Raw genomic sequence first — 25,028 nt, 5'->3', positions numbered from 1 at the left:
GGGGCGGCGACCGCCCCCTGGATGCGGACCCTCTGGTTCGCGTCGCCGCCTACCCCGTGCCGTGCACAGTGCAAACAACTTCGGAAAAGCCGGTGGCTTTTGTCCTCTTGTGTCCAGATATGAAGACCCGTTTATCGTGACCGGATCGTGCTTCTTATGACATCGATCCGCAGGCTGGCAACTGTTGACCCGGCCTTGACCAAGTGTTAACGATTTCTGTGGCAATTCTGTGGGCGTAGAGTGCGTGAGGGTGAACGTTCAGCCATTGCACGGGCATGGACACGGGCATGGACATGGACGCGGGCAGGGGCACCGGAGCGCACGGAGGCGGCCGATGGCGGACAGCGCGGACACGGCGGACAGCGCGGGTACCGCGGACACGGCGGGCGGCGTGAGCGGTACGGGGCGGGGCGGCTCGCCGCGGCGGGCGCTGTGGATCACGGCCGCGGCCGGGCTCGCGGTCGACCAGGTGACGAAGGCCGTCGCCGCGGTCACCGTGGAGGGCCGGCAGCCGGTGCACGTGCTCGGCGGCGGCGTGACCCTCACCGCCTTCCGCAACCCCGGCGCCGCCGGGTCCTTCGCGCCGCACGCCACCGTGGTCTTCACGGTGCTGGCCGCCTGCGTGCTCGCCTTCATCGCCTGGGCGTCGTCGTCGGTACGCTCGACCGGCTGGGCGGTCGGCCTCGGCCTGCTCTTCGCCGGGGCCGGCGGCAACCTCACCGACCGGCTCTTCCGGCACCCCGGCTTCGGCCGCGGCGCGGTGCTCGACTTCCTCCAGGTCGGCCACTCCGGCATCTTCAACCTCGCCGACCAGTGCGTGACGTTCGGCGCGCTGACGATCCTGGTGCAGACGTTCCGCGGCGTGCCGATGCGGGCGGACAGCCCCGCGCACTGAGCGCCGTCGGGAGGCCTCGTCAGGAGGCGTCGTCCGGCACGGTCCACACCTCCGGGCCGCCGCCGTGCCAGACGAACAGCTCGGGGTCGTCGAGGCTGACCTGGTCCGGGTCCAGGCCCGCCCGGCGCAGGAACTCCAGCAGGTCACGCGGTCCGCGGGCCACCCCCAGGGACTCCCGGCCGACCCGTATCCGCCGGCCGCCGGGGGTCGGCGGCTCCACGATCACCTGCGTTCCGTGTTCCGCGTCCATGCCCTCCAGCCTGCCCACCCGCTCCCGTCTTCGCACATCGGTACGTTCGCACATCGGTACGAGGGAAAAGGGCGGGCGCCGCGGGCGGTGTCAGCGCCGGGCACCGAAGGCGCGCCGGTACGCCTGGGGGCTGACGCCGGTGGTGCGCTTGAAGCGGTCGCGGAAGGCGGTGGGGGAGCCGAAGCCGACCTGCGCGCCGATCCGCTCGACGGTGTGCGGGGTGGTCTCCAGCAGGTGCTGGGCCTGCCGGACCCGGGCGCGGTGCAGCCACTGGAGCGGGGTGACCCCGGTCTGGTCGCGGAACCGCCGGATGAGGGTGCGGGTGCTCATGCCGGCCCGGGCGGCCATGTCGGCGAGGGTCAGCTCGCGTCCGAGGTCCTCCTGGAGCCAGGCGAGCAGTGGTTCCAGCGCGGCGCCCTGCGGGCTGGGCGGGTAGGGGCGGGTGATGAACTGGGCCTGGCCGCCCTCGCGTTCGAGCGGGACCACGGACAGCCGTGCGGCGTCGGCGGCGACCGCCGAACCGTGGTCGGACCGGATCATGTGCAGGCACAGGTCGAGACCGGCGGCCGCGCCCGCGGAGGTGAGGATCTGGCCGTTGTCGACGTACAGCACGTCGGGGTCGACCTCGACCTGCGGGTAGGTGGCGGCCAGCAGGTCGGTCACCAGCCAGTGCGTGGTCGCGCGCAGGCCGTCCAGCAGGCCGGTGGCCGCGAGCGGGAACGCGCCGGTGCAGATGGAGGCGATGCGGGTGCCGCTCGCGGCGGCGGCGCGCAGCGCGTCGCGGACGGCGGGGCTGATCGGCGCGGTCGGCACGGCCGTACCCGGCACGACGACCGTGTCCGCGCCGGCGAGCGCGTCCAAGCCCCAGCGCGCGGTGAGGGTGAAGGCGCCCGCGTCGACCTGGGGCCCTTCCGCGCAGACGCGGACCCGGTACGGCGTCCGCCCGTCCGGCAGCCGGGTGCGGGCGAACGACTCCAGCGGCGTGGACAGGTCGAACGGAATCACCTGGTCCAGCGCGAGTACGGCGACGGTGTGCATGGCGCGAACATACCCCGTCGAATTACGGGCTGACGGGGCCGGACGTCCCTTGACGCGTGCAGATACCCAGCTCAGGCAGTACAGGACGCCGGAGCACGGGTGTTGGCGAGATCCCGTTGGAAGGTGGCATTGGTGCCACTGGAGCGGCGCCGGCCGGCACCTTAGCGTCAGGGGCGAACCGGCCCGACCGGCCCCCGCACCCGAAGGAAGCTCCATGCGCGTCCCGTCCGCCCTGCCGTACCCCCTCGCCGCCCCCGCCCCGACACCGGGCGGCGCTGACCCGGGCGGCGCGGCGGCCGCGCGTCGCCCGGCGGCCGGGAGCGCGGGGCGCCGGCCGTGACCAAGTTCCTCCTCTCCCTGCACGTCCTCGCGGCGCTGCTGAGCATCGGCCCGGTCGCGGTGGCCGCGAGCATGTTCCCCAGGACCCTGCGCGCCGCCCGGCCCGCTGCCGACGGCACGGCCCCCTTCGACGGCGACCGGTCCGTCGCGACCCTGCGGCTGCTGCACCGCATCTGCCGCGTCTACGCGGGGATCGGCGTCGCCGTGCCCGTGCTGGGCTTCGCCACCGCGAGCAGCCTGGGCGTGCTGGGCAGCGGCTGGCTCATCGCGTCGATCGTGCTGACCGCGGTGGCCGCGGCCCTGCTGGCGCTGCTGATCCTGCCGGCCCAGGAGCGTGCCCTCGAGGCCGTGCCGTCGGCCGGGGCGGCTCCGCTCGGATCGCTCGCCGGGCAACTCGCCTCGCTCACCGGCGTGTTCAATCTGCTGTGGGCGGCGGTCACGGTGCTGATGATCGTCCGCCCCGGCTCGACGACGGGAGCGTGAGCATGCGGACGCCCGCCCTGCGCGTCGCCGCGCGCGTCGAACTCCTCTCGCTCCTCGTCCTGCTGGCGAACCTCGCCACGGTGCACCTCAAGGCGGTCTCGTCGCTGGTCGGCCCCGCGCACGGCTGCGCGTACCTGTTCGTGGCCGTGGCGACCTGGCGGCTGCGCGCGGCCGACCGCGGCACCAGGGCCGTGGCGTTCGTGCCCGGCGTGGGCGGGCTGCTCGCGCTGCGCCGGCTCGCGGCGGCGGACGGTGCGGACCGGGGGGAGGGGGCGGCCGGTGCGGCCGGGGTCAGCTCTCCGTGAGGGTCCTGGCGTAGACCGAGCAGCTGCGCCGCACCCGCATGCCGAGGTGCTCGTACAGCGACAGGGCGCCGGTCGCGGAGTGGGTCCACAGGGTGCAGCCGCGGCGCCCGCGCCGGTGGAAGGCGCGGAACGCCTCCCGCAGCAGCACCCCGGCGATGCCCCGGCCGCGGTGGTCGGCGCGTACCGCGAGCCGGTCGACGTAGCCCTCGGCCGATCCGGGTACGTCCAGGGCCACCAGCGCGCCGACCATCTCGCCGCCCGCGAACGCCACCGGTGACATCGCGGGCGCGAACGCCGCCTGCTCCACGGTGAGCCGGGCCCACTCCGGATACGGCAGCCGGCGCCGCTGCCAGCCCTGGAACGCGTCCTCCACCAGCCGGTGCGCGGCGTGCCCGTCCCCGGCGTGGAACGGCCGTACGGTGACGCCCGCCGGCGGATCGGGCACCTGCGGCTCGTCGGGCACCTCGATGCCCAGCAGCCACTGCGTCACGAACGGCGCGTACCCGCGCGAGCGCAGCAGGGCGATGGCCGCCGTGTCGCCGTCCTCGGCCGGCTGCGCCAGCCGCACCCCGCCCGCCCGGCGGGCCCGCGCCTCGGTCCAGTCGAGCAGTGCGGTGCCCAACCCCCGCCCGCGGTGGGCGGGATGGACGTCCACCTCGCTGCGCCGCCCGGCGTGCACCCACGCCCGGGCCACCAGGCGGGGCCCGGGAGCGGACGGGGGCGCGTGGACCAGCAGCGTGTCGAGCTCGGGGTCGAGGCCGGGCAGCGCCAGGCGCGCGGCGACGGCCTCGGGGCCGGTCTCCGCGCGGCCGAGCAGGTCCCGCTCGCAGGCGGCGACCAGTCCGTGGATCGCGTCCGCGTCGGCGCGCGTGGCCGGGCGGGCGCGATACGGCGCGGGGAGCCGGGGGACCAGGGGGAGTGGGGGCCGCGCGGCGCCGCCGGGGGCCTCAGGCACCGGCGCCGCCCGGCAGCTCGGAGACGGGCTCGCCCGCCTCGCCCCCACTGCCCTCCGACCCGTCCCCGAGCGTGTAGCGGACGAAGAGCACCGCCTCCACGTCGCCCCGCGGCGCGCTGTACAGGTGCGGGCGGTCGGCGTGCCAGTGCGCGTACTGCCCGGGGCCCGCGGTGACCGGCGCGGCGGGCTCGCCGACCACCGCGGTGCCGTCGAGGACGTACAAGTGCTCCTGGACGCCCGGCAGATGGGCCTGCGAGTGCTGGACCGCGCCGGCCCGGATACGGAGCCGGAAGACGTCGGTGACGGCGCCGGGGCTCTCGTGCCGCTCGGTGAGCAGCGCCGTGACGACCTGCTCGGCGCCGCCGACGGGCGCCGCGCCCGGCGGTTGCGGCGCGGGCGGGCCGAGCGGATCGGCGAGCACCGAACTGAGCGGGGTGCCGAGCGCGGTGGTGAGCGCGTACAGCGTCTCCAGGGTGGGGTTGCGGCGGCCGCCCTCCAGCTCCGACAGCGTCGCCTTGCCCACGCCCGACCGCCGGGCCAGCTCCGACAGCGACAGCCGCCGCCCTTCGCGCAGGGCCCGCAGGCGCCGCCCCACCTGCTCGTTCAGCTCCATCGACCTTCCCAGCGCCGCCAGGCCGCGGCCGTAACCGATTGACGGCCGCGCTGCGCCCACTCTAGCGTTCCGTTCGCGGAACGTTCCGTATGTGGAACGGTCGCGTCCCCGCATGTTCCGACCTCCCCGGGAAGTACGCCATGTCCACCTCCGCGCCCCGCCGCGCCACGGCCCTCATACACGCGGCCGCGCCCCCGTCCGCGGTCACCGCCGGCCTGGTCACGGTGCTGGTCGGCACCACCAGCTCGGCCGCCGTCGTCCTCGCCGCGGCCCGCGCCGCCGGCGCCGGCTCCGCCGAACTCGCCTCCTGGATGCTCGCCCTGGGCGTCGGCCTCGGCGCCACCTGCATCGGCCTGTCCCTGCGCTACCGCGCGCCCGTGGTCACCGCCTGGTCCACCCCCGGCGCGGCGCTGCTGGCCACCGGCCTGACCGGCGCGTCGATGGGGGAGGCGGTCGGCGCGTTCCTGCTGTCCTCGGTGCTCATCCTCCTCAGCGGCGTGACCGGCTGGTTCGCCCGGGCGATGGCCTCGATCCCGGTGCCGATCGCCTCGGCCCTGCTGGCCGGGGTGCTGATGGAGTTCGGCACCGGGCTGTTCCGCGCCATGCACGGCAGCTTCGGCGTCGTCTTCCCGATGTTCGCCGCCTACCTGCTCGTACGCCGCTTCCAGCCGCGCTACGCGGTGCTCGCCGCCCTCCTCGTCGGCATCGCCGCGACCACCGCCGCCGGGGACTGGGGCGGCGCGGCGGGCCACATCCGCCTCACCCCCGCCGCACCCGTCTTCACCGCGCCGCGCCTCGACTGGCACACCCTGATCGGCGCCGGGGTGCCGCTGTTCGTGGTCACCATGGCCTCGCAGAACCTGCCGGGCGTCGCGGTCCTGCGCGGCGACGGGTACGACGTGCCCGTCTCGCCGCTGATCGGCTGGACCGGCGCGGCCGGCGCCGTCCTCGCGCCCTTCGGCGCCTTCGCGCTCAACCTCGCCGCGATCTCCGCGGCCATCTGCACCGGCCCCGACGCCCACCCCGACCACGAGCGGCGCTACCTCGCGGCGGTGTGGGCGGGCGTGTTCTACCTGTGCGTCGCGGTCTTCGGCGGCACCATCGGCGACCTGCTCACCGCGATGCCGCAGGAGTTGGTGCTCGGCACCGCGGGGGTCGGGCTGCTCGGCACCGTCGCGAGCTCCCTGTCCAGCGCGCTGGCGGACGGCGCGGACCGCGAAGCCGCGGTCGTGACCTTCCTCGCGACGGCCTCCGGGGTCACCCTGCTCGGCATCAGCTCCGCGTTCTGGGGGCTGCTCGCGGGGGTGTTCACCATGGCCGTCGCCCGGGTGCGCCTGCCCGCGAGGGCGGAGCGCGCCGCCGGGTGAGGCGGCCGCTGCCGGCGGTGGCGGCCCCCGCGGCACGCGGGCAGGCCGCTACCATGGTCGGTGCGGACCTCCTTTGGGCCGCACGGCGGTGGGGCCCGCCGTACCCGAACCGCGGCAAGGATGCCGCCAACGGTCCCTGCTTGCGAAGCGCACCCGCGTGCCCGCGCCCCGAGGCGCGGCCGGGTGCGCCGTACCGATGCGAGTAGGAGACTTGAGGTGGCAGAACCGCGCCCAGCCCTCTTCGAGGAGCCGGTCGACCCCGACATCGACCTGCACGTCCCCGATCAGCGCACCGAACTCGGCAAGCACCCGGCCGTGGTGCTGTCGGTGATCGCGGTCGGCGGCGCGATCGGCGCGTGCGGCCGCTACGGCGCCGCGCTGCTGTGGCCGACCGCGCACGACGCCTTCCCCTGGACCACGTTCGGGGTCAATGTGGCGGGCTGCGCGGTCATCGGCGTGTTCATGGTGCTGATCACCGACGTGTGGGCCGCGCACCCCCTGGTCCGGCCGTTCTTCGGCACCGGGGTGCTCGGCGGCTTCACCACCTTCTCCACCTACGCCACTGACATCCGCGGGCTGGCCGACCACGGCCATCCGCGGCCGGCGCTGGCCTACCTGGCGCTGACCGTGGCGGCCGCGCTGTGCTCGGTGTGGGCGGGGGCGAACGCGACCCGGCGGGTCGTGGCCGCGGTGACCGGCCGGGAGGTCCGGTGAACTGGCTACTGGTGATCGCCGGCGCGATGGTCGGCGCCCCGGCGCGCTACCTCACCGACCGCGCGGTGCAGGCCAGGCACGACACGGTCTTCCCCTGGGGCACCTTCGCGGTGAACGTCAGCGGGTCGGCGATCCTCGGCCTGGTCGTCGGCGCCGCCGCCGAGGGCGCCCTGTCCGCCCACGTCCAACTCCTGCTCGGCACCGGCTTCTGCGGCGCCCTCACCACCTACTCGACGTTCTCCTACGAGACGTTGCGGCTGGTGGAGAACCGCGGCCGGTTCTACGCGGCGGCGAACATCGCGGGCAGCCTGACCGCGGGGCTGGGCGCCGCGTTCACCGGGAGCGCGCTGGCCCAGGCGATCTGGGGCTGACCGGTCCGCGCCCTCCGCCCGCCCGACCGCGCCGACTACCGTGGACGGGGAAAGGTGAAAAGCGAACGGTGAGCGGTGAGCGGTGTACCTTGCCGCGGTCGGGCACGGCGGAGGAGGCGGCCATGCACGGTGCGGACCCGAGTTCGTACCCCAGCCCGAGCCCCGACCCCGACGCCGGGCTCTTCGGCCCGGACTCGGTGACCTGGCAACTGCACGCCGACCCGATCATGTGGATCGCCGGCATCCGCGCGCTCTACCTCCAGGCGCTGCACCCGCGCGCGGTGCGCGGCGTCGCGCAGAACTCCGACTTCCGCCGCGACGCGTGGGGCCGCCTGCTGCGCACCGCGTCCTTCGTCGGCCGCATCACCTACGGGACCGCGCCGGACGCGGAGGCGGCCGGGGCCCGTATCCGCGGCATCCACCGCCGGCTCTCAGCCGTCGACCCCGCGACCGGGGAGCGGTTCGGCGTCGACGACCCGGAACTGCTGCTGTGGGTGCACTGCGCGGAGATCGACTCCTACCTGCACGTCGCGCGCCGCTCCGGCTTCCCGCTGACCGACGCGCAGGCGGACGCCTACGTCGGTGAGCAGCGCGAGGCCGCGCGGCTGGTGGGCCTGGACCCGGCCGGCGTGCCCGGCGACACCGCGCGGCTGGCCCGCTACTTCGCCGAGGTCCGCCCCGAACTGGCCGCCACACCCGAGGCGTTCGACGTGGTGCGGTTCCTGACGGCGCCGCCGGTGCCCGCAGTGCTGCGCCCGCTGCGGGCGCTGGTGTGGCCGGCGGTCGCGGGCACGGCGTTCGGGGCGCTGCCGCCGTACGCCCACGCGCTGTACGGGCGCGACGCGCCGCCGCGGGCGGCGGCCGACCGCCCGCTGCGGGTCGCGGGGCGGCTGCTGCGGGCGGTGCCGGCCGCCGTGCGCTGGCGGCTGCCGCCCGGCCACATCCCCAAGGCGGTCGCCCGGCTCGGCCCCGACACGCGCCCCTCGGTCCGGCGTCTGCCGTCCGGCGAGCCCGAAGTGCCCTGACGCGCTGTCCCCCTTTGTCGCCCCTCCCAGCCATACTGGGGGCGGGGAAGCACCGAAGAGCACCGACAGGCACGGGGGCACGGCGCTGATGGAGGCTGGACACCGCAACGGCCAGTACGGACCCGGCGGCGCGGCACCGCCCGCCGACCGGTCCGCCGGCATGACCACCGGGATGACCACCGGTACGGACACGAGAACGGCGACAGGGACGGCGGGCGTGGGCACTGCGGAGCCGAGAGGCGGCCGCGACGACAGCATGCTGATCCAGAGCCGCTACCGGCTGCACGAACTGATCGGCCGAGGCGGCATGGGCGAGGTGTGGCGTGCGCTCGACGAGTCACTGGGCCGCCGGGTCGCCGTCAAGTGCCTCAAGCCCATGGGGCACTCCGGGGACGCCGGGTTCACCCGTGTCCTCCAGGAGCGGTTCCGGCGCGAGGCGCGGGTGGCCGCCGCCCTCCAGCACCGCGGCATCACCGTGGTGCACGACTTCGGCGAGCACGACGGGCTGCTCTTCCTGGTGATGGAGCTGCTCGACGGCCGCAACCTGCTCCAGGTCCTCGACGACGCCGGGCGGCGCCCGCTGCCGGTGCCCGACATCAGCGACATCGCCGAGCAGGTCGCCGCGGCCCTGGCCTACACGCACGCCCAGGGCGTGGTGCACCGCGACCTGAAGCCGGCCAACATCATGCGGCTGACCGACGGCACCGTGAAGATCTGCGACTTCGGCATCGCCCGGCTCGGCCACGACATCGGCTTCACCTCGCGCCTGACCGGTACCGGCGTGGCCATGGGCACCCCGCACTACATGTCGCCCGAGCAGATCGGGAACTCCGCCGTCGACCAGCGCAGCGACCTGTACTCGCTGGGCTGCGTGCTGTACGAACTGGCCACCGGCCACCCGCCGTTCGACCTCGGCGACGCCTGGTCGATCCTGGTCGGGCACCGCGACAACACGCCCGAGCCGCCGCGCGCGCAGCGCCCCGAGCTGCCGGTGGAGCTGGAGCGGCTGATCCTCGACCTGCTCGCCAAGGACCCCGACGACCGCCCGCAGGACGCCGCCGGCGTCGCCGGGCGGCTCAAGGCGATGAACGCGGCGGAGAAGGCCGCGCTGCCGCCCGGCGGCGCGGTGCCCGACTGGGCGCGACGGCTGACCACCGGACCGCAGGCCCGCTCCACCCGGCCCCGTACGGCCGCCGCCGGCGCCCGGCACGAGCTGACCGGTGCCTGGTCCACCCGCACCGTCACCGCCTCCGCCGACCCGACCGCGCTGGCCGAACTCGCCGCCCGCCAGGCCGAGGCCGACGACCTGGGCCGGATCGGCAACTGGCAGCAGGCGTACGAACTGCACACCGCCGTCGCCACCGCCCGCGACCGCGCCCAGGGCACCGAGCACCCCGACACCCTCGCCAGCCGCCACGAAGCGGCCTACTGCCTGACGCAGCTCGGCCGGGCCGAGGAGGCGCTGCGGCTGTACGCGTACGTCGCCGAGGTGCGCCGCCGGGTGCTCGGCCCCGACCACGGCGACACGCTCGCCGCGCGGCACGAAGCGGCGTACGCGCTCGGCTCGCTCGGCCGGCACCTGGAGGCCCACCAGGAGTTCTCCGAGGTGCTCGACGCCCGCGAGCGCACCGTGGGCGCGGAGCACCCCGACACGCTGCGGTGCAAGCACAACCTCGCCTACAACCTGGCGCAGTTGGGCCGCACCCAGGAGGCGTACACCACCGCGGTGGAGGTCGCCGACGCCCGGTCGCGGGTGCTCGGCCCGGAGGACCCCGAGACGCTGGGCACCCGGTTCGAGGTCGGTTTCACCCTCGGCCGCTCCGGGCGCTGGGCCGACGCGCTGGAGGTCTACCAGGAGGTCGGCGCGGTCCGCGCCCGCGTGCTCGGCCCCGAGCACCCCGCCACGCTCGCGGTGCGCTACGAGACGGGCATCTGCCTGACCCGGCTGGGCCGGGCGTCCGACGCGCTCGCGCTCTTCGAGGAGCTGGTCGCCGACCTCACCCGGACCGTCGGCTCCGGCGACGAGGAGACGCTGCGGGCCCGGCAGGCGCTCGGCGTCAACCTCGGCCGCCTCGGCCAGTGGGACCGCGCGCTGGCCGAGGCGCGCGACGTGGCCGCCGTCCGGCAGCGGGTGCTGGGCGCCGACCACGCCGACACCCTCGTCAGCAAGCGGGAGATCGCCGTCTGCCTGGGGTGGCTCGGCCGCTGGGGCGACGCGCTGGGCGTCTACCGCGAGGTCGCCGACGCGCGCGAGGCCCTGCTCGGACCGGCCCACCCCGACACCCTCACCAGCCGCAACGACGAGGCGCGCTGCCTGGAGCACCTCGGCCGCACCGAGGAGGCCCAGGCCCTCTACCGCCAGGTCGCCGCGCACGGCGACGGGCCCGAACGCCTTTAGGCCGTGTCCCAGGGGCCCCGCCGGTTCACGTTTCACGGCACGACGTGGGACGCGATCGTACGGGCGCAGGCCGCCGGGCCGGTGCGGGTGGTGTCGACCTCCAGGTCGTAGTCGACGCCGGTGTGGACGACGGCCGCCTGCCGGGCGGCCATGCCGGGCGTGCGGTCGCCGCGGGCGGCCTCGCGGGCGGCGGCGACCGCGGGCGCGCAGCGCACCCCGACCCACAGCACCCCGAGCCCGGCGGTCGCCTCGCGCCAGCGGGCCTGGGAGGCGGCGCCGCCGAGGAAGACCTCGTCGATGACCAGGTGCGCGCCGGCGCGGGCGGTCGCGGCCATGCCCAGCGCCCAGGCGTCGTCGAGCCGGCGGAACTCCTCGCCCGGCACCACCTCGCCGTCCGGCCCGAACGCGATGCCCCCGCTGCTCGCCGCCGTGCCCTCCCCGCGCATCCGGGCCGGCAGTGCCGCGACGAGCGTGTCGGTGCCGAACGTCAGCCACGGCGGGCCCGGCAGCACTTCCTGGAGGGCGCGGGCGATGCTGGTCTTCCCCGCGCTGGAACCGCCGTTGAGAATGATCACCTGAGTCGACATCCCGCCACCGTAGGCGGACCGGAAGGACGGGCCCAGTGAATTCCGACGGCACCGCAGCGATAAGGGTCATGACCTGGAACCTCTGGTGGCGGTTCGCCGGCTGGCGCGAGCGGCGCGAGGCGATCCTGCACACGCTTCAGGCCGAACGGCCGGACGTGCTCGGCGTGCAGGAGGTGTGGGCGGACAGCGGTCCGGGCGGCGAGAACCTGGCCGGGTGGCTGGCCGAGCGCCTCGGCATGCACTGGACCTGGTCACGCGCCACGGCGCAGGAGCGCTGGCACGCCCGCAACGGCGGCGACACCGGTGTCGACGTCGGCGTGGCCGTGCTGAGCCGGTATCCGTTCCTGGCGGTGGCCGAGCGCGCGCTGCCCACGCCGCCCGGCCACCGCGACGACGGCAAGACCGCGCTGCACACCCTCCTGGACGCCCCCGGCGGGCCGCTGCCCTTCTTCACCACCCACCTCGACTCCGGCCTCGCCGCTTCCGAGGTGCGCTGCGCGCAGGTCCGGGAGCTGGCCGCGTTCGTCGCCGAGCACGCCCGCGGGCCCTACCCGCCGGTCGTCACCGGCGACTTCAACGCCGAACCCGACTTCGACGAGATGCGGCTGATCCGCGGCTACCAGACCGCGCCCGCCGTCCCCGGCCAGGTGCTGCTGGACGCGTGGCGGTTCGCCGATCCGGCGCTGCCGCAGGGCACCTGGGACATCCGCACCCCGGAGGCGGTGAACTTCGGCGGCCGCCCGAGCTGCGTCGACCACATCCTCGTCGGCCCGCCGGGGCCGGACAGCCGCGGCTGGGTCCGCACTGTCCGCCGCACCGGGGACCGGCCGGTCGCCGGGGTGTGGCCCTCCGACCACGCCGCCGTCCTCGCCGAACTCAGCCCGCCGGGCCCGTCGTTGCGGCTGAGCGGCGCCTGACCGGGCCCGCCCGCCACCGGGGCGGCCGCCGTCCGCGCAGCCCTCAGGCGGGGCCGGCACCGGTGTCGATGGTGTCGAGCCCGGGGCGGGAGAGGTGCAGCACCTGGAAGCGTTCGGCGCCGGGCTCCTCGGGGGCCGCGTCCCGCCAGAGCGTGAAGTGCAGCAACTCCCAGTGCCGCGGGTCGAGCAGCAGCGCCGCGCAGTGCACGCCGGGCCGCGCCGCGTCCTCGCGCAACTGGGCGGACGCGCGGGCCGCGACCTCTTCGAGCGGTTCGTCCGCGCGCAGCGGCCGGGCCGCGCGGGTGGCGGCCGCGGGCACCTCGGCGGCGGCCGGGCCGCGGGCGAAGGCGAGTCCGGTCCAGTGCTCGACGGCCGGGCGGCCGAAGTCCGCGACCAGGCCGCGGAATCCGGGGCCGCACAGGAAGCTGTTCATCCCGTGGGCGGTGTTCCACAGGTAGAACGGGGCGTACTCGTTCACGGGCGACCCGTCGGTGCCGCGCTCCCGGATCAGATACGCCTTCAGCCCCAACCCCGGGAAGGCGTCCAGCAGATGGCCCCGGGTCTCGACGCGGCGGCGGATGACGCCCATGTCGTAGTCGGCGGGCAGGACGATGCGGTAGTTCATGCCGTGCATGGGCGGCTGCTCCTGGGGTTCGGTTCCAGCGGGCGGTCGGGACGGTCGGGGCGGTCAGGCGAAGCACACGTCGGCGCAGGCGACCACCGTGCCGAAGCGGGGGAAGTCCAGGGTCACCGAGGCGTCGTGCTCGGCCGCGGTCATGCCGGACATCGCGTCGTGGGCGAAGACCAGCCGGTAGCCGAGGTCGGCGGCGGTGCGGGCGGTGGACTCCACGCCGACGTTGGTGGCGATCCCGGCCAGCACCAAGGTGTCGATGCCGTGCGTCCGCAGCAGCGCGTCCAACTCGGTGCCGTGGAACGCCCCGATGGAGCGCTTGACCACCAGCGCGTCCGCGAGCGCGGCGACCTCCGGCACCAGGTCGCTGCCGGGCGGCTGCTCGGCCGCCCCCGAGCGCTGCGCGCGGACCGCCACCACCGGCGCGCCCGCCGCGCGGAAGGCCGCCGCCAGCCGCACCGCCGCGGTGACCACCTCCGGCCCCGGGTACGGGGCGAGCGGCAGCGCGACGAGCCGGTCCATGAGGTCGACGAGCACGAGTGCGGTACGGGCGGGGTCCAGACCCGGCGCGAGCGGGGACTCGCGCTCGGGGACGCCGCCGGCCGCGCGGTAACCGTGATCATGTGCGGTCATGATCGCGACCATACCGGCCGCGTCCGGCGTGCGGGCGGGATTCGAACAGCCATGTACGGCACGGGAGTTGGTCCGCGGACCGGGGCGCGGGTGGGCGCGGAACGGGTTCCGGGCGGCGCGCGGGGCGGGTGCGGCGAGCGCGCGCCGGGAGCGCCATACCGTATCGGGGCGGGGCCACGTGCGGGTTCCGGTATGTTCCGCAGGTCCCGGGCGACCCCGATAGTGTGGGGGCGGACGTCGATGCGGGAGATGTGGGAGGAGTCGGGACGTGGCCGAGAGCACTGCCGGACAGCCGTTGGCCAACGGGAAGAAGCCGCAGGTGGATCTGACCGGGGCGGAGTGGCTGTCCAGCAGCCAGGGCACCGGGGACGTGCAGATCGCCTTCGTGGAGGGCTATATCGCGATGCGGGACGGCCGCAACCCCGACGGCCCCGCGCTGATCTTCACCCCCGCGGAGTGGCGGGCGTTCGTGCTGGGTGCGCGCGACGGCGAGTTCGACCTGACGTGACCCCGTCCGGCGTCGCCGCCCCGTGCTCCCCTGAATGCGGGGAACGCGGGGCGGCGCCGCCGGGTCCGTCAGGGCCAGGTGCCCAGACGCGGCAACTCCGTTGCGGTCAGCGGGAGTTCCGGATGGCGACCGGCGAGCCAGGCCGCGAGGTCGGTCAGGCGGCCCGCTACGGGCAGCGGTGTCCCGGAGCCGTACGTCCGGGTGAACTCCGCGTCGGTGGCGGTGAACGTCACTTCGTAGCCGGCCGGGACGCGTGACGCGAGGAAGCCGATCAGGTGGACGCACAGGGGCGCCGGCCACTCGTGGGTGCCGTAGCCGAGGTCGGCGTCGGCGGTGTGGATCTCCAACTCCCGCCACCAGGCGAGCCCGGCGTCCCGCAGGGTGCCGTCGCGGTAGCGCACCGGCCGGTCCCAGTCGTCCGGCCCGACCGCGGACCAGGACGCCTCCACCTCGTCCAGCGCGTCCGCCAGCGCGGGCGCGAGCTGCTGCACCGGGCGCCGGTGCCCGGCCTCGATGGCGGCGTCCCGCGCGGCGCGGCCCCCGTCGTAGACCTCGATGAGCTTGCCGCGCAGCGCGTAGCGGGCCTGCCGGGCCAGGGCGAGGCCGACCCCTTCGAGGTGGGTGAGCACATGGCCGCGGGTCCAGCCGGGCAGCGGGGTGGGCCCGCGCAGTATCCCGTCGGTCAGACCCGGCAGCAGGGAGCGCAGCCGCGACTGCCCCGCGGCGAGCGCCGTGGGGAGCGCGGTGGGCAGTTCGGCGGGCGAGATCCCGGTCACGGCCACAGCAGTCCACGCTCCCAACCGGCGTCCGTACGGCGGTAGTCGACGCGGGTGTGCCGCCGCTGCTTGTCGCCCTGCCAGAACTCGACCTGCTCGGCGCGCAGGGTGTACAGCGTCCAGCCGGGTGCGACCGCCCCCGGTTCGGCGGCGATCCGTTCGGCGGCGGCGCGCACCTCGGCGTCGCGGAGCGCGAGGTCGCTCAGCGGGGTGCTCTGCCGGCCGAGCAGCGCCTCGGCGCGCGCGCCGGGGGAGCGGGCGAGGAAGTCGGCGGCGGACTCCTCGGGGCCGCCGGGGCGCACCGTGCCGCGCACCCGCACCTGGCGGGCGAGCGGCGACCAGTAGAAGGTGAGCGCCGCGGCCGGGTGGCTCGCGAGCTCCCGGCCCTTGCCGCTGCCCGCGTCGGCGGCGAACTGCCAGCCGTCGGCGGTGACGTCCTTGCAGATCAGCACGCGGGCGGACGGGTGGCCGTCCAGGCCGGTGGTGGACACGGTCACCGCGTGCGGTTCGCGCACGCCGGACCGGATGGCGGTCAGCAGCCACTCGACGAACAACTCGTGTGGGTCCGCGGGCAGTTCCGAGACGTCGAAGTCCGGCAGCTCCCCCTCGAACACCTCGATCTCGCGCAGTACCTCGCGCAGGTCGGACACGAATACCCCCTCTGCGTGTAATGGTGTGTGGCGACGATACCATTAGCCCATGCCGGTTGATCATCTTGCCCTCGCCCTCGCGGTCACCGTCCGCCACGACGGGCACGGCGGCGTCGCGGACGACCTCGCCGACCCCGACGGCCTGACCGCCTGGCTGCGGCAGCACACGGGCGCCCTGGCGGAGTACGGCTTCGCGGACGGCGGCGCCGCGGCCGACCCGGCGATGCTCGCCGCCGCCGTCGCGGTACGCACCGCCCTGCGCGCCCTGTTCGCCCGGGCGGTGCTGCCCGGGGCGCCCAGCAAGGCCGACGCCGGGCGGCTGCCCGACGCCGGCGCGGCCCTGGACGGGCTCAACGCGGCCGCCGCCCGGGTGCCGGTCACCCACCGCCTGCTGTGGCCGGCCGGCGGCGCACCGCTGGGCGGCTACCGCGTGGCCCGCGACCACACCCGCGCCGACCTGCTCGCCGCCGCCCTGGCCCGGGCCGGCATGGCCTTCCTCACCAGCCCCGACCGCACCCGGCTGCGCGCCTGCCCCGCCCCCCGCTGCGTGCGCTACTTCGTCCAGGCGCACGCCCGCCAGGAGTGGTGCAAGCCCTCCTGCGGCAACCGCGCCCGCGTCGCCCGCCACCACGCCCGCCACCGCGACCAGCCCACCGACAGCCCCGGTTGACCTCCCTCGCGCGGAGCAGCGGCAGGCAGGCGCTGGCAGGGGCGCGCCTTCGTTACGGCGGGTAACGGGGGCGCGTGCGGGGCGCACAGGAGCTTTGGCGGGGAGTGGGGCCCGGCCGCGGTGGTGGCGGGCCCGGCCCCCGTGGGAGGGTCGCGGCGGGCCGACCGGGAGGCACCGCCTCCCCGGGAACCGCGGGGCTCCACCTCGCCGGTACGCCTCCTGCCAGTGGCGTACCGGCACCGTCGTACCCCCTTACCCCACGCATCCGACGGCGTACGCTGTGAACCCACCGGACTGAGTGCGCCGGGCGCGCGCCCCGCCGGTCGGCCAGGGGAGAGACCATGGTGGGACGGACGGTCGGCGGCGCCCGCACGCTGTTCGAGCGCGACGCCGAACTGTCCGCCGTCGAGGAGGGGTTGGCCGCGCTCTGCGACCCGGCGCCCGGCCGGCGGCGAGGCGGCCTGCTGGCGTTCGCCGCCCCGGCCGGCCTCGGCAAGACGACCCTGCTCGCCGAAGTGCGCTCCCGGGCCGCGGACCGCGGCTGCACCGTGCTGTCCGCCCGCGGCGGCGACCAGGAGCAGCAGGTCGCCTTCCACGTCGCCCGGCAACTCCTGCAACCGCCGCTGGCCGGCGCCACCGAGGCCGACGTCCGGGCGGCGCTGGGCAGTTGGTACGGCATCGTGGGCCCGGCGCTCGGCCTGTGCACCGCGCAGGCCGCCGGCCAGGGCGCCGCCCCCGACCCGCAGGGCCTGCGCGACGGCCTGGACTGGGTGCTGACCCATGTCGCGGTCCAGCACGCCCCGGTGGTGCTGGTCCTCGACGACGCGCACTGGGCCGACCCGCAGTCGCTGAACTGGCTGGCCGCCTTCGCGCCCCGCACCGACGACCTCGCGCTGCTCGTCGTGGTCGCCTACCGCCCGGACGAACTGCCGCCGTCCGCCGAGGCGTTCCGCGGCCTGCCCGGCCGCGCGGGCCACCGCCCGCTGGGCCTGGAGCCGCTGACCGCGGACGCCATCGGCCGGCTGGTACGCGACCGGGTCGGCGCGCACGCCGACGAGGAGTTCTGCCGGGAGTGCTGGGCGGTCACCGCCGGAAACCCCTTCGAGGCGGTCGAGTTGGCCGTCAAGGTCCGCGACCGCGGGCTGCCGCCCGACGGCGGCAGCGTGCACCTGCTGCGGGACCTGGCGGCCGCCGCCAAGGGCAGCGGGCTCGTCGCCCGGCTGGAGCGCCTGGGCCCCTCGACGGTCCGGCTGGCCTGGGCCGCCGCCGTGCTCGGCACCGAGATCCAGCCCGCGCTGGCCGCCACCGTGGCGGGCCTGGGCAGCCAGGAGGCGGCCGACTGCGCGGACCGGCTGCGCGCCGCCCGCGTCCTGACCGGCGGCCGCACCCTGGAGTTCGTCCACCCGCTGATCGCCACCGCCGTCTACCGCGCGATACCCGGCGCGATCCGCGTCGCCCTGCACGGCAAGGCCGCCTTCGCGGTGCTCGACGCGGGGCTCGGCCCCACCGCCGCCGCCCGGCACCTGCTGGAGACCCACCCGGAGGAGGACCCGTGGGTGGTGCACCAGCTGCGCGCCGCCGCCCGGGAGATCCTGCGGGCCGGCGCCCCCGAGGCGGCCCGCGACTGCCTGGCCCGGGCGCTGCGCGAACCCCCGCCGCCCGGCGAGCGCGCCGCCGTGCGCTACGAACTCGGCTGCGCCACCCAGCTGCTGGAACCGGCGACCACCGCCAACCACCTGCGGGCCGCCCTGGAAGAGCCGATCGACGACCCCGAACTGCGCGACGGCATCATCTTCCTGCTCTCCCAGTCCCTCGCCCACTCCGACCTGATCAGCGAGGCCGCCGAGGTGGTGGCCGCCGCCGCCCGCACCGCCACCGCGCCGCGCACCCGGCTGCGGATGCAGGCCGAGCAGTTCATGTGGGACGCCTTCCGCGCCGACGAGCCCGACTCGCCCGGCCGCTCCCGCCGGCTGGCCCGCCTCGCCGACCGCCTCACCGGCCGCGACCTCACCGAGCGGTACATCATCGGCCTGCGCGCCTGGGACGCCATTTTGCGCGGCGAGCCCACCGGCACCGTCCTGCGCCACGCCGCCCGGGCGCTGCACGGCGGCCTGCCCTGGGTCGAGGAGGGCCGCGGCTTCGAGGTGCCGGTGCTCGTGGCGATGACCTACGCCTACGCCGACCGGCCCGAGCGCGCCGAGGAGCTGTTCGCCGAGGGCATCGCCGACTTCGAACGCCACGGCTGGCGCGGCGCGCACCTGTCCTTCGGGTACGTCCTGCTCGGCTACGTCCGCCACCGCTGCGGAAGGCTCGCCGAGGCCGAGGAACTGGCCCGCGACGGGCTGCGGCTGGCCGAGCGGGTCGGCCGCGGCACCCCCGTGCAGTGGTACGCCGTCGCGGTGCTCGCCGGGGTGCTCGTCGCACGCGGCCGCGCCGCCGAGGCGGCCGAACTCGCCGCCGGCTACGCCTTCGCCGCGCCCTTCCCGGCCGCCGTGACCTTCCCCGACGCCCAGGCCGTGCACGGCGAGATCCTGCTCGCCCTGGGCCGCCGCGAGGAGGCCGCCGCGGAACTGGCCGCCGTCGGGCGGCGGCTCGACGCGCGCGGCATGCGCAACCCCGGCTGGTGCCCCTGGCAGCTGCACCTCGCCCTCGCGCAGGCGCCGGACGACCCCGGGCAGGCGGTGCGCACCGCGCTCGACGCGGTCGCCAGAGCCCGGCAGTTCGGCGCGCCGTCGGCGATCGGGAGCGCGCTGCGGGTGGCCGCCGAGGTGATCGGCGGCCCGCGCGGCCTGGACCTGCTCGCCGAGGCCGTCGCCCACCTGGAGGCGTCGCCGGCCGCCCACGAGCTGGCGGCGGCGCTGGTCGCCCAGGGCACCGCGCTGCGCGCGGCCGGCCGGGGCGGCGCCGCGCAGGCCCTGCGGCGCGGTCTGGACGGCGCGGTGCGCTGCGGCGCCGACGGCCTGGCCGGCACCGCCAGGACCGAACTCGCCCGGGTGCCCGCGCCGCGCCGCCCGTCCGAGGCCGGACCGCAGGCCGCGCCGTTCGCGGCACCGCGGGAGACCTGAAACGGGCTCCCGTCAAGACCCCGCCACCACGTACGATGGCGGCATGTCCTTCCTCCGCCGCCGTAGCGCAGCCACGCCCACCGGGCCGGACTTCGATGTCCTCGCGATGGACCCGGGGGACTGGCCCGGCGACCTGGGCGCGGGGCTGCTGCCCGGCGCCGACGGCAGCTGCCAGGGCATCTACCTGCGGTACGACCTGTTCGGCGGCCGCGGCCCCTCGATGCTGATCGGGAACCTCCCCGAGGGCTCGCCGGCCCGCGAGCTGGAGGAGGGCCAGGTGCCCTTCGAGGTGGCGCAGCTGCTGGCCGCGCTCGGCAACGACGAACCGGCCGAGGTCGTCGACATCGAGGGCACCCCGGTGATGCTCGCCGACGGGCCGCTCATCGTGCGCCGGATCAAGATCTCCGAATCCCGGGTGGCCTGCGTGCAGTTCGACCGCAGCGACGGCGTCCAGGTCACCATCGCCACCTGGGACCGGCCGATCACCGAGGACCTGTACCAGCTGCTCAAGCCGCTGCCGGCGGAGATGTTCCAGGCCGGCTGAGCCGTCGAACGGGGCAGGCGCTCCGGGCAAGGGCGCTGCGTAAGGGGCGCCATCCCGGGATGGCGCCCCTTACGCGTGGCGGTCACCAGACAGGCCCGCCGCCCGGTGAAGCCGCGCGGCTACGACAGCGCGGACGGCAGCAGCGTCACGTCCGAGGCGAGGACGTACTCCACGCGGTGCCCGAGCTGGATCTCGTAGTACACGTTCGTGCCCCGCACCACCTGGTGGCTCGCGGTGTCGAAGGTGACCGAGTAGTCGTACTCGCCGTGCACCCGGCCCCCGACCACGTACCGCTGGCCGGCCGGGATCGTGTACGGCATCGGGGTCAGCGCCTGCACCGGCACCCCCGCCGGATAGGCGCTCGCCTCCGGGTAGGCGCGGCCGTAGACCGGGACGCTCGCCAGGCCCTTCTTCGGGGTGACGACCAGGCCCGTGGCGTCCACGGCCGTCGGGGCCGACGCCGGGTTGCGGAACCACGCCTTCTGGCCGAGGTACCAGATCGCCGTCCAGTCGCCCTGGCGGCCGGCGACCGCGTACTGCTGGCCGGTGGAGGCCCGGGCGCCCACGTCGTTGACGTCCGTGGTGCTCGCGCCGCCCGCGCCGTGCAGCGCGACGTCCTGCACCAGCGGGGCGTCCTGACTCGGCGCGGTGTACAGCCGCACCGCCTCGGAGCCGTGCGCCGGGCACGCCGCGCCCGCCGTGGCGCAGCCGGTGTAGGCCGGCTGGTTCGCCGCGTAGTCCGGGTCGATCGTCACCTCACCGCCCCGCGGGCCCGCCGTCGGCACCACCGGCGCGCCGAGCAGCGCCATGTAGTGGCCCCAGTCCCAGTACGGTCCCGGGTCGGTGTGCATGCCCGGCACGTAGGCGCCCGTCGGGCCCGGCACGTTGTCGTGGCCGAGGATGTGCTGCCGGTTCAGCGGCACGTCGTACTTCTGCGCCAGGTAGCGCACCAGCCGCGCCGAGGAGCGGTACATCGCCTCCGTGTACCAGGCGTCCGGGTCGGTGAGGAACCCCTCGTGCTCGATGCCGATCGACTTCGCGTTGGTGTACCAGTTGCCCGCGTGCCAGCCGACGTCCTTGACCGGCACGTGCTGCGCCACGTGCCCGTCGGAGGAGCGGACCGTGTAGTGCCAGGCCAGGTACGTCGGGTCCTGCACCAGCTTCAGCGAGGTGTCCCACGAACCCTCGGTGTCGTGGATGACGATCGTGTCGATCTTGATGTCCTGCGGCCGGTCGGCGAGGTCGTGGTTGCCGTAGTCCCCGCCGCCGGTCTCCTGGTAGGGCGCCGGCACCCACTCGCAGCCCAGGCCCGGCGGGCACTCGGCCGGCCCGGGGTCGTCCGCGCGCAGCCCGACCCTAGCCGCCTGACCGGCCGCCGGTGCCAGGCCCGGCCGCGCGGCGAGCACCACCCGCTGGCCGCTGTCGGTGGTACGCGCCTGGCCCTGCCGGATCACGTCGAACACGTCGTCGGCGAAGGAGTCCGCGGTGCCCCGGTCGTCCGCGCCGGAGTAGCGCGCGACGGCCGCGTACCAGTCGGCCGGGTCGGCGCTCAGCGGCTCGCCGAGCCGGCGCTGCTCCGCGGCCAGCAGGGCCGCGCCGCCCGCCACGTTGGCCGCCGGCCGCTCGCGCAGGTCGGCCGCCGCAAGACCGGTCAGCGCCGCCGCGCGGTCCACCGTGGTCAGGTTCGCCGGGAAGGACGCCGTGGCCGGCGCCGCCGCCTGCGCGCGGGTGATCAGCGGGCGCGAGGTGTCCCCGCGGCCGTCGTCGCCCCCGTCGCCGGTCTGCCGCACCGGATGGTCGGTGAGCGCGGTCCGCGCGTCGGTCAGGTGCATCGGCCCGTAGCCGCCGGTGACGCTCGGCACGCCCTGGTGGCCGTCCCACCGCGACTCCATGTACGACACGCCCAGCAGCACGCTGCGCGGCACGCCGTACTTCCCGGCGGCGTCGGCGAACGCCCGCTGGAGCGCGCCCGAGGCGTCGGCGTGCGCCGCGGTGCCCGTGCCGAACAGCGGCAGCAGGGCCGCCGCCGCGGCGACCGCCACCGCGGCGCGGGCCCGGCGCGCAGGTGCCGGGGCTCTTCCGGAGACGGGTGGGGGCGGGGGAGCGGAACGCGGCACGACGGCCTCCTCGAAGCGGGGTGGCGGATCACAGCTTCCCCACAGCTACCGGCCGCTCCGACGCTCCGTCAACCACCCGTATACGGCGCGTCCCGCCGCCCCGCTCCCCGCCTTGACCGCCTTTCCGGCCCGCGCCCCCACCGACCTGCCCCGCGCCACTGGCCTACACCTCTGCCCCCGCCCCGCCCCCGCCTGCCACGTTTCCCCGCCCTGTCGACAATGCGCGGGCACCCACTGCGCGGCGGGGGCGAGGCAGCCGCGGAGGGGCGGCGACGAGGAGCGTCCCGCCGGCCGGCGCGGGGCCACGGCGCTCCGACCGCTCACTGCGTGCCGACCGCCGCCCGCACCGCGCCCCGCGCCATCCCGCAGTCGTCGTGCAGCCGGCGCAGCAGCAGCCGCTGCTCCTCGCCCGCCTCGGCGGCACCCGGCGCGGCCGGACCGGTCGCCCGCATCGTCCGCTGCACGGCCGTCTCGTAGGTCCGGATCTCCCGGGTCAGCACCAGCATCAGGTTCACCAGGAAGCCGTCCCGGGCCTCCGCGCCCTGCGCCTGCGCCTGCTGGCTGATCTGCCGGCGCGCCGCCGGGTCGTCCCCGAGCACCGACCACAGCACCGCCAGGTCGTACCCGGGCAGATACCAGCCCGCGTGCTCCCAGTCGACCAGCGCCGGGCCGGCCGGCGACAGCAGCACGTTCGACAGCAGGGCGTCGCCGTGGCAGAACTGGCCCTGCGTGTGCGCCAGTCCGCGCATCAGCTTCTGCAGGTCGCCCAGGTCCCGGTCGGTGAGCAGGCCCAGTTCGTGATAGCGCCCGATCCGCGCCGCGTAGTCGATCGGCGCGTCGAACGACCCCGGGGCCGGCCGCCAGGCGTTGATCCGCGCGTACGCCGTCAGCGCCGCGCGCACATCCGTGCGGGCCGGGGTCTGCACCGGGTGGCGCTGCGGCGCGACCACCCGCCCGGGCACCCGCTCGATCACCAGGACGCAGCTGTCCGGATCGGCGGCGATCAGCCGCGGCACCCGCACCGGCGGGCGCTGCCGGACGAACGTGCGGTAGGCCGCTATCTCGTGGCGGAAACGTTCCGCCCAGGCCGGTGAGTGGTCCAGCAGGCACTTGGCGACGGCCGGCGCCCGGCCGGAGGTGCCGATCAGCAGCGCGGTACGCCCGCCGCGCCGCAGCAGCTGCACGGGCGCGAACTCGGGACAGATCCGCTGCACCGCGGCCACCGCGGTCCGCAGCTGCGCCCCCTGAGGGCCGGTCAAGTCGATTCTCCCGCCGATCGGACGGGGCCCGCCGGCCACGGTCCGCCGCAGGGCGGCCGGACGCGGGCGCAGCACCGGCTCGCCGACCGAGGGGTACGCGGGTCGGGGCGGGGCGGACACGGAGGACGATGCCGAATACATGAGTGGAAGCAGATCCCTTCGTGTGCCAACGAGTTGCCAGGGGCGCCGCCCCCGCCCCGGTACCGCACCCTGGGGAATGCGGAACCGGGGCGGGGTGGCGCGTTCCTACCTGACACCCTGGCGCGGGTGGCAGACCATCTGGCGGACCGTGGCGAACCCTGGCGAATAGTCGCGGGGCCTTTGTCACCGGGATTAGTGTCAAGGTGCCGAGGAACCTGGGGGCTTGACGTGGGCAGCGAAGCCAACACCCGACTCGCGGACCTGTTCGGTCTCACCGGATGGTCCAAGGGCGAACTCGCACGGCTGGTCAACCGGCATGCGGCGGCCATGGGCCATCCGCAGCTGGCGACCGACACCTCGCGGGTGCGCCGCTGGATCGAAACCGGCGAGTCGCCGCGCGAACCCGTGCCGCGGGTGCTGGCCGCCCTGTTCACCGAGCGCCTCGGTCGTGTCGTGACCATCGAGGACCTCGGGTTCGACCGGCGCCGGCAGGGGGGGAAGAAGAAAACCGGGGACGGCCTGCCGTGGCCGCCGGAGCGAACCGCCGCGGTCCTCACCGAATTCACGGGAATGGACCTCATGCTCAACCGACGCGGACTGGTGGGCGCAAGCGCAGCGCTCACCGCAGGTACCGTACTCAGCGCGGCCATGTACGACTGGCTGCACACCGACCCGGCTCTCGCGGCCGACGCACCCGTCCTCGACGACCCGCTCAGCGCCGATCCGGCCGCCCAGGACCTCTACGAGGCGGTCCCGGTCGGCGCCCAGGAGATCGAGTCGCTGGAGCACTCGGTGGAGGTGTTCCGCGCGTGGGACGCCTCCCGCGGCGGCGGCCTCCAGCGCAAGGCGGTCGTCGGCCAGCTCAACGAGGTCGGCGGGATGCTCTCCTACCGCCACCCCGCGCACCTGCAACGCCGGTTGTGGGGCGTGGCCGCCAACCTCGCGGTGCTCGCCGGCTGGATGTCCCACGACGTGGGCCTGGAGCCCACCGCCCAGAAGTACTTCGTGATCGCCGCGCACGCCGCGCGCGAGGGCGGCGACCGGCCGCGGGCCGGCGAGGCGCTGTCCAGGGCGGCCCGCCAGATGGTGCACCTGGACCGCCCGGCCGACGCGCTCGACCTGATGCGGCTGGCCGCGTCCGGCTCCGGCGAGCAGGCCCTGCCCCGTACGCAGTCGATGCTGCGCACCATCGAGGCGTGGGCGCAGGCGGCCATGGGGCGCGACCAGGAGATGCGCCGGACCCTCGGCGAGGCCGAGGAGCTGTTCGCCGCCGACCGCGGCGACCTGCCGACGCCCAGCTGGATGCAGAACTTCGACGAGGCCGACCTGCACGGCATGCAGGCGCTCGCCTACCGCACGCTGGCCGAGCACGACCCGTCGGCCGCCGTCCACGCCCAGGCACACGCCAGACGGGCGCTGGAACTGCGCGGCGGCGGCCACGAGCGGTCGGTGATCTTCGACCACCTCTCGCTCGCCTCCGCCTGCTTCATCGCCGACGACCCCGAACAGGCCGACAGCCACGCCCGCAAGGCGCTGACGACCATCGGGCAGACCTCCTCGCACCGCACCTGGGACCGGCTGCGCCAGATGCACACACTCACCGACCGGTACGCCGCCCTGGCGGACATCCAGGAGCTGCGCCGGGAGATCGAGGCGGTGCTGCCCAAGCAGAAGCCGGCCAAGGGGGAGGTGAAGAGCGCCCCGGCGACCACCGCGCCGCAGGACATCGCGGTGCCGAAGTCCCGTTCAGCGCGCACCCGTTCGGTGTGACGACGCC

The 25,028-nt window shown here is 75.9% G+C and carries 25 protein-coding genes; 14 read left to right on the top strand and 11 right to left on the bottom strand.

The genetic code is table 11. The features are described from left to right. Positions 1 to 334 precede the first annotated feature (334 nt). On the top strand, positions 335 to 895 hold the full coding sequence (locus tag WA788_RS22145) for a signal peptidase II (protein ID WP_335979963.1): 561 nt from the start codon (positions 335 to 337) through the stop codon (positions 893 to 895). A gap of 19 nt (positions 896 to 914) precedes the next feature. Here WA788_RS22145 and WA788_RS22140 read toward each other — a convergent pair whose 3' ends face one another. Together WA788_RS22140 and WA788_RS22135 are read right to left on the bottom strand one after the other, a co-directional pair. Next, the gene (locus tag WA788_RS22140) at positions 915 to 1,145 is read right to left on the bottom strand and encodes a hypothetical protein (RefSeq protein ID WP_335979961.1); all 231 of its coding nucleotides are present in this window, start codon (positions 1,143 to 1,145) and stop codon (positions 915 to 917) included. 90 nt (positions 1,146 to 1,235) lie between these two features. Further along, complete coding sequence (locus WA788_RS22135) at positions 1,236 to 2,183, bottom strand: GlxA family transcriptional regulator (protein WP_335979959.1); 948 nt, start codon at positions 2,181 to 2,183, stop codon at positions 1,236 to 1,238. 336 nt (positions 2,184 to 2,519) lie between these two features. Here WA788_RS22135 and WA788_RS22130 point away from each other — a divergent pair, with 336 nt between their 5' ends. Both WA788_RS22130 and WA788_RS22125 read left to right on the top strand, forming a co-directional pair. Continuing rightward, positions 2,520 to 3,005, top strand: coding sequence for a hypothetical protein (locus WA788_RS22130; protein ID WP_335979957.1), 486 nt, complete (start codon positions 2,520 to 2,522; stop codon positions 3,003 to 3,005). A gap of 2 nt (positions 3,006 to 3,007) precedes the next feature. Next, entirely contained in the window at positions 3,008 to 3,310 is a 303-nt protein-coding gene (locus WA788_RS22125) for a DUF3817 domain-containing protein (protein ID WP_335979955.1), read from the top strand. Here WA788_RS22125 and WA788_RS22120 read toward each other — a convergent pair. Further along, entirely contained in the window at positions 3,297 to 4,265 is a 969-nt protein-coding gene (locus tag WA788_RS22120) for a GNAT family N-acetyltransferase (RefSeq protein WP_335979953.1), read from the bottom strand. The two genes, WA788_RS22125 and WA788_RS22120, sit on opposite strands and share 14 nt — an antisense overlap. Continuing rightward, positions 4,258 to 4,878 carry an XRE family transcriptional regulator gene (locus WA788_RS22115; RefSeq protein ID WP_335979950.1) on the bottom strand — a complete coding sequence of 207 codons (621 nt, stop codon included), beginning with the start codon at positions 4,876 to 4,878 and terminating at the stop codon, positions 4,258 to 4,260. Before WA788_RS22115 ends, WA788_RS22120 begins: the two co-directional genes overlap by 8 nt. Before the next feature lie 140 nt (positions 4,879 to 5,018). Here WA788_RS22115 and WA788_RS22110 point away from each other — a divergent pair, with 140 nt between their 5' ends. The 5 genes from WA788_RS22110 to WA788_RS22090 all read left to right on the top strand — a co-directional run bounded on the left by WA788_RS22110 (position 5,019) and on the right by WA788_RS22090 (position 10,753). Then, positions 5,019 to 6,245 (top strand): benzoate/H(+) symporter BenE family transporter, encoded by a 1,227-nt coding sequence (locus WA788_RS22110; protein ID WP_335979948.1) that lies wholly within the window; start codon positions 5,019 to 5,021, stop codon positions 6,243 to 6,245. 216 nt (positions 6,246 to 6,461) lie between these two features. Then, positions 6,462 to 6,959: a fluoride efflux transporter FluC gene (locus WA788_RS22105; protein WP_335979946.1), complete on the top strand. Its 498-nt coding sequence runs from the start codon at positions 6,462 to 6,464 to the stop codon at positions 6,957 to 6,959. Further along, a complete protein-coding gene (crcB, locus tag WA788_RS22100; protein WP_335979944.1) occupies positions 6,956 to 7,330 on the top strand; it encodes a fluoride efflux transporter CrcB in 375 nt (124 codons plus the stop codon). Before WA788_RS22105 ends, crcB begins: the two co-directional genes overlap by 4 nt. 122 nt (positions 7,331 to 7,452) lie before the next feature. Next, positions 7,453 to 8,355 (top strand): oxygenase MpaB family protein, encoded by a 903-nt coding sequence (locus WA788_RS22095; RefSeq protein WP_335979942.1) that lies wholly within the window; start codon positions 7,453 to 7,455, stop codon positions 8,353 to 8,355. A 256-nt stretch (positions 8,356 to 8,611) separates the two neighbouring features. Next, complete coding sequence (locus tag WA788_RS22090; RefSeq protein ID WP_335980137.1) at positions 8,612 to 10,753, top strand: serine/threonine-protein kinase; 2,142 nt, start codon at positions 8,612 to 8,614, stop codon at positions 10,751 to 10,753. A gap of 32 nt (positions 10,754 to 10,785) precedes the next feature. Here the strand turns inward: WA788_RS22090 and cpt are convergent, their stop codons facing one another. Then, on the bottom strand, positions 10,786 to 11,340 hold the full coding sequence (gene cpt, locus WA788_RS22085) for a chloramphenicol phosphotransferase CPT (protein WP_335979941.1): 555 nt from the start codon (positions 11,338 to 11,340) through the stop codon (positions 10,786 to 10,788). A 68-nt stretch (positions 11,341 to 11,408) separates the two neighbouring features. On the opposite strand from cpt, the gene WA788_RS22080 reads away from it, so the two are divergent. After that, entirely contained in the window at positions 11,409 to 12,257 is an 849-nt protein-coding gene (locus WA788_RS22080) for an endonuclease/exonuclease/phosphatase family protein (RefSeq protein ID WP_335979939.1), read from the top strand. Between the two features lie 43 nt (positions 12,258 to 12,300). On the opposite strand, the gene WA788_RS22075 is transcribed toward WA788_RS22080, so the two are convergent. Both WA788_RS22075 and WA788_RS22070 read right to left on the bottom strand, forming a co-directional pair. Continuing rightward, the gene (locus WA788_RS22075; protein WP_335979938.1) at positions 12,301 to 12,891 is read right to left on the bottom strand and encodes a DUF4865 family protein; all 591 of its coding nucleotides are present in this window, start codon (positions 12,889 to 12,891) and stop codon (positions 12,301 to 12,303) included. Between the two features lie 54 nt (positions 12,892 to 12,945). After that, entirely contained in the window at positions 12,946 to 13,521 is a 576-nt protein-coding gene (locus WA788_RS22070; protein ID WP_335979936.1) for an isochorismatase family protein, read from the bottom strand. Positions 13,522 to 13,789: 268 nt separating this feature from the next. Between WA788_RS22070 and WA788_RS22065 the strand changes: the two genes are divergently transcribed. Then, on the top strand, positions 13,790 to 14,029 hold the full coding sequence (locus tag WA788_RS22065) for a DUF397 domain-containing protein (protein WP_335979934.1): 240 nt from the start codon (positions 13,790 to 13,792) through the stop codon (positions 14,027 to 14,029). Between the two features lie 68 nt (positions 14,030 to 14,097). Here the strand turns inward: WA788_RS22065 and WA788_RS22060 are convergent, their stop codons facing one another. After that, positions 14,098 to 14,805, bottom strand: coding sequence for a maleylpyruvate isomerase family mycothiol-dependent enzyme (locus tag WA788_RS22060; protein ID WP_335979932.1), 708 nt, complete (start codon positions 14,803 to 14,805; stop codon positions 14,098 to 14,100). Beyond that, positions 14,802 to 15,455 (bottom strand): pyridoxine/pyridoxamine 5'-phosphate oxidase, encoded by a 654-nt coding sequence (locus tag WA788_RS22055; RefSeq protein ID WP_335979929.1) that lies wholly within the window; start codon positions 15,453 to 15,455, stop codon positions 14,802 to 14,804. The genes WA788_RS22060 and WA788_RS22055 overlap by 4 nt, the downstream gene beginning before the upstream one ends. A gap of 49 nt (positions 15,456 to 15,504) precedes the next feature. Here WA788_RS22055 and WA788_RS22050 point away from each other — a divergent pair, with 49 nt between their 5' ends. The 3 genes from WA788_RS22050 to WA788_RS22040 all read left to right on the top strand — a co-directional run bounded on the left by WA788_RS22050 (position 15,505) and on the right by WA788_RS22040 (position 19,734). Further along, the gene (locus WA788_RS22050) at positions 15,505 to 16,125 is read left to right on the top strand and encodes a CGNR zinc finger domain-containing protein (RefSeq protein ID WP_335979926.1); all 621 of its coding nucleotides are present in this window, start codon (positions 15,505 to 15,507) and stop codon (positions 16,123 to 16,125) included. A 341-nt stretch (positions 16,126 to 16,466) separates the two neighbouring features. Continuing rightward, positions 16,467 to 19,190, top strand: a complete 2,724-nt coding sequence (locus WA788_RS22045; RefSeq protein WP_335979923.1) for an ATP-binding protein — start codon at positions 16,467 to 16,469, stop codon at positions 19,188 to 19,190. A gap of 43 nt (positions 19,191 to 19,233) precedes the next feature. Beyond that, positions 19,234 to 19,734, top strand: coding sequence for a hypothetical protein (locus WA788_RS22040; protein ID WP_335979921.1), 501 nt, complete (start codon positions 19,234 to 19,236; stop codon positions 19,732 to 19,734). 119 nt (positions 19,735 to 19,853) lie between these two features. Here WA788_RS22040 and WA788_RS22035 read toward each other — a convergent pair whose 3' ends face one another. Both WA788_RS22035 and WA788_RS22030 read right to left on the bottom strand, forming a co-directional pair. Next, positions 19,854 to 21,851 carry an N-acetylmuramoyl-L-alanine amidase gene (locus WA788_RS22035; RefSeq protein ID WP_443034079.1) on the bottom strand — a complete coding sequence of 666 codons (1,998 nt, stop codon included), beginning with the start codon at positions 21,849 to 21,851 and terminating at the stop codon, positions 19,854 to 19,856. 320 nt (positions 21,852 to 22,171) lie between these two features. After that, on the bottom strand, positions 22,172 to 23,251 hold the full coding sequence (locus WA788_RS22030; protein ID WP_335979920.1) for an aminoglycoside phosphotransferase family protein: 1,080 nt from the start codon (positions 23,249 to 23,251) through the stop codon (positions 22,172 to 22,174). A gap of 228 nt (positions 23,252 to 23,479) precedes the next feature. On the opposite strand from WA788_RS22030, the gene WA788_RS22025 reads away from it, so the two are divergent. Next, positions 23,480 to 25,021 carry a DNA-binding protein NsdB gene (locus WA788_RS22025; protein WP_335979918.1) on the top strand — a complete coding sequence of 514 codons (1,542 nt, stop codon included), beginning with the start codon at positions 23,480 to 23,482 and terminating at the stop codon, positions 25,019 to 25,021. Positions 25,022 to 25,028: the final 7 nt, after the last annotated feature.

Source organism: Streptomyces sp. CA2R106 (genome assembly GCF_037034245.1).
Classification (GTDB): domain Bacteria; phylum Actinomycetota; class Actinomycetes; order Streptomycetales; family Streptomycetaceae; genus Actinacidiphila.
Note: the sequence above shows the minus strand (reverse complement) of the source record. Positions and strands in the feature narration are given on the sequence as shown.

Coding starts and splice junctions, on each gene's coding strand:
- WA788_RS22070 (WP_335979936.1), bottom strand. CDS start 13,521: ATGACCGCACATGATCACGGTTACCGCGCGGCCGGCGGCGTCCCCGAG.
- WA788_RS22080 (WP_335979939.1), top strand. CDS start 11,409: ATGACCTGGAACCTCTGGTGGCGGTTCGCCGGCTGGCGCGAGCGGCGC.
- WA788_RS22135 (WP_335979959.1), bottom strand. CDS start 2,183: ATGCACACCGTCGCCGTACTCGCGCTGGACCAGGTGATTCCGTTCGAC.
- WA788_RS22075 (WP_335979938.1), bottom strand. CDS start 12,891: ATGCACGGCATGAACTACCGCATCGTCCTGCCCGCCGACTACGACATG.
- WA788_RS22145 (WP_335979963.1), top strand. CDS start 335: ATGGCGGACAGCGCGGACACGGCGGACAGCGCGGGTACCGCGGACACG.
- WA788_RS22045 (WP_335979923.1), top strand. CDS start 16,467: ATGGTGGGACGGACGGTCGGCGGCGCCCGCACGCTGTTCGAGCGCGAC.
- WA788_RS22125 (WP_335979955.1), top strand. CDS start 3,008: ATGCGGACGCCCGCCCTGCGCGTCGCCGCGCGCGTCGAACTCCTCTCG.
- cpt (WP_335979941.1), bottom strand. CDS start 11,340: ATGTCGACTCAGGTGATCATTCTCAACGGCGGTTCCAGCGCGGGGAAG.
- WA788_RS22050 (WP_335979926.1), top strand. CDS start 15,505: ATGCCGGTTGATCATCTTGCCCTCGCCCTCGCGGTCACCGTCCGCCAC.
- WA788_RS22140 (WP_335979961.1), bottom strand. CDS start 1,145: ATGGACGCGGAACACGGAACGCAGGTGATCGTGGAGCCGCCGACCCCC.
- WA788_RS22110 (WP_335979948.1), top strand. CDS start 5,019: ATGTCCACCTCCGCGCCCCGCCGCGCCACGGCCCTCATACACGCGGCC.
- WA788_RS22090 (WP_335980137.1), top strand. CDS start 8,612: ATGCTGATCCAGAGCCGCTACCGGCTGCACGAACTGATCGGCCGAGGC.
- WA788_RS22095 (WP_335979942.1), top strand. CDS start 7,453: ATGCACGGTGCGGACCCGAGTTCGTACCCCAGCCCGAGCCCCGACCCC.
- WA788_RS22030 (WP_335979920.1), bottom strand. CDS start 23,251: ATGTATTCGGCATCGTCCTCCGTGTCCGCCCCGCCCCGACCCGCGTAC.
- WA788_RS22115 (WP_335979950.1), bottom strand. CDS start 4,878: ATGGAGCTGAACGAGCAGGTGGGGCGGCGCCTGCGGGCCCTGCGCGAA.
- WA788_RS22040 (WP_335979921.1), top strand. CDS start 19,234: ATGTCCTTCCTCCGCCGCCGTAGCGCAGCCACGCCCACCGGGCCGGAC.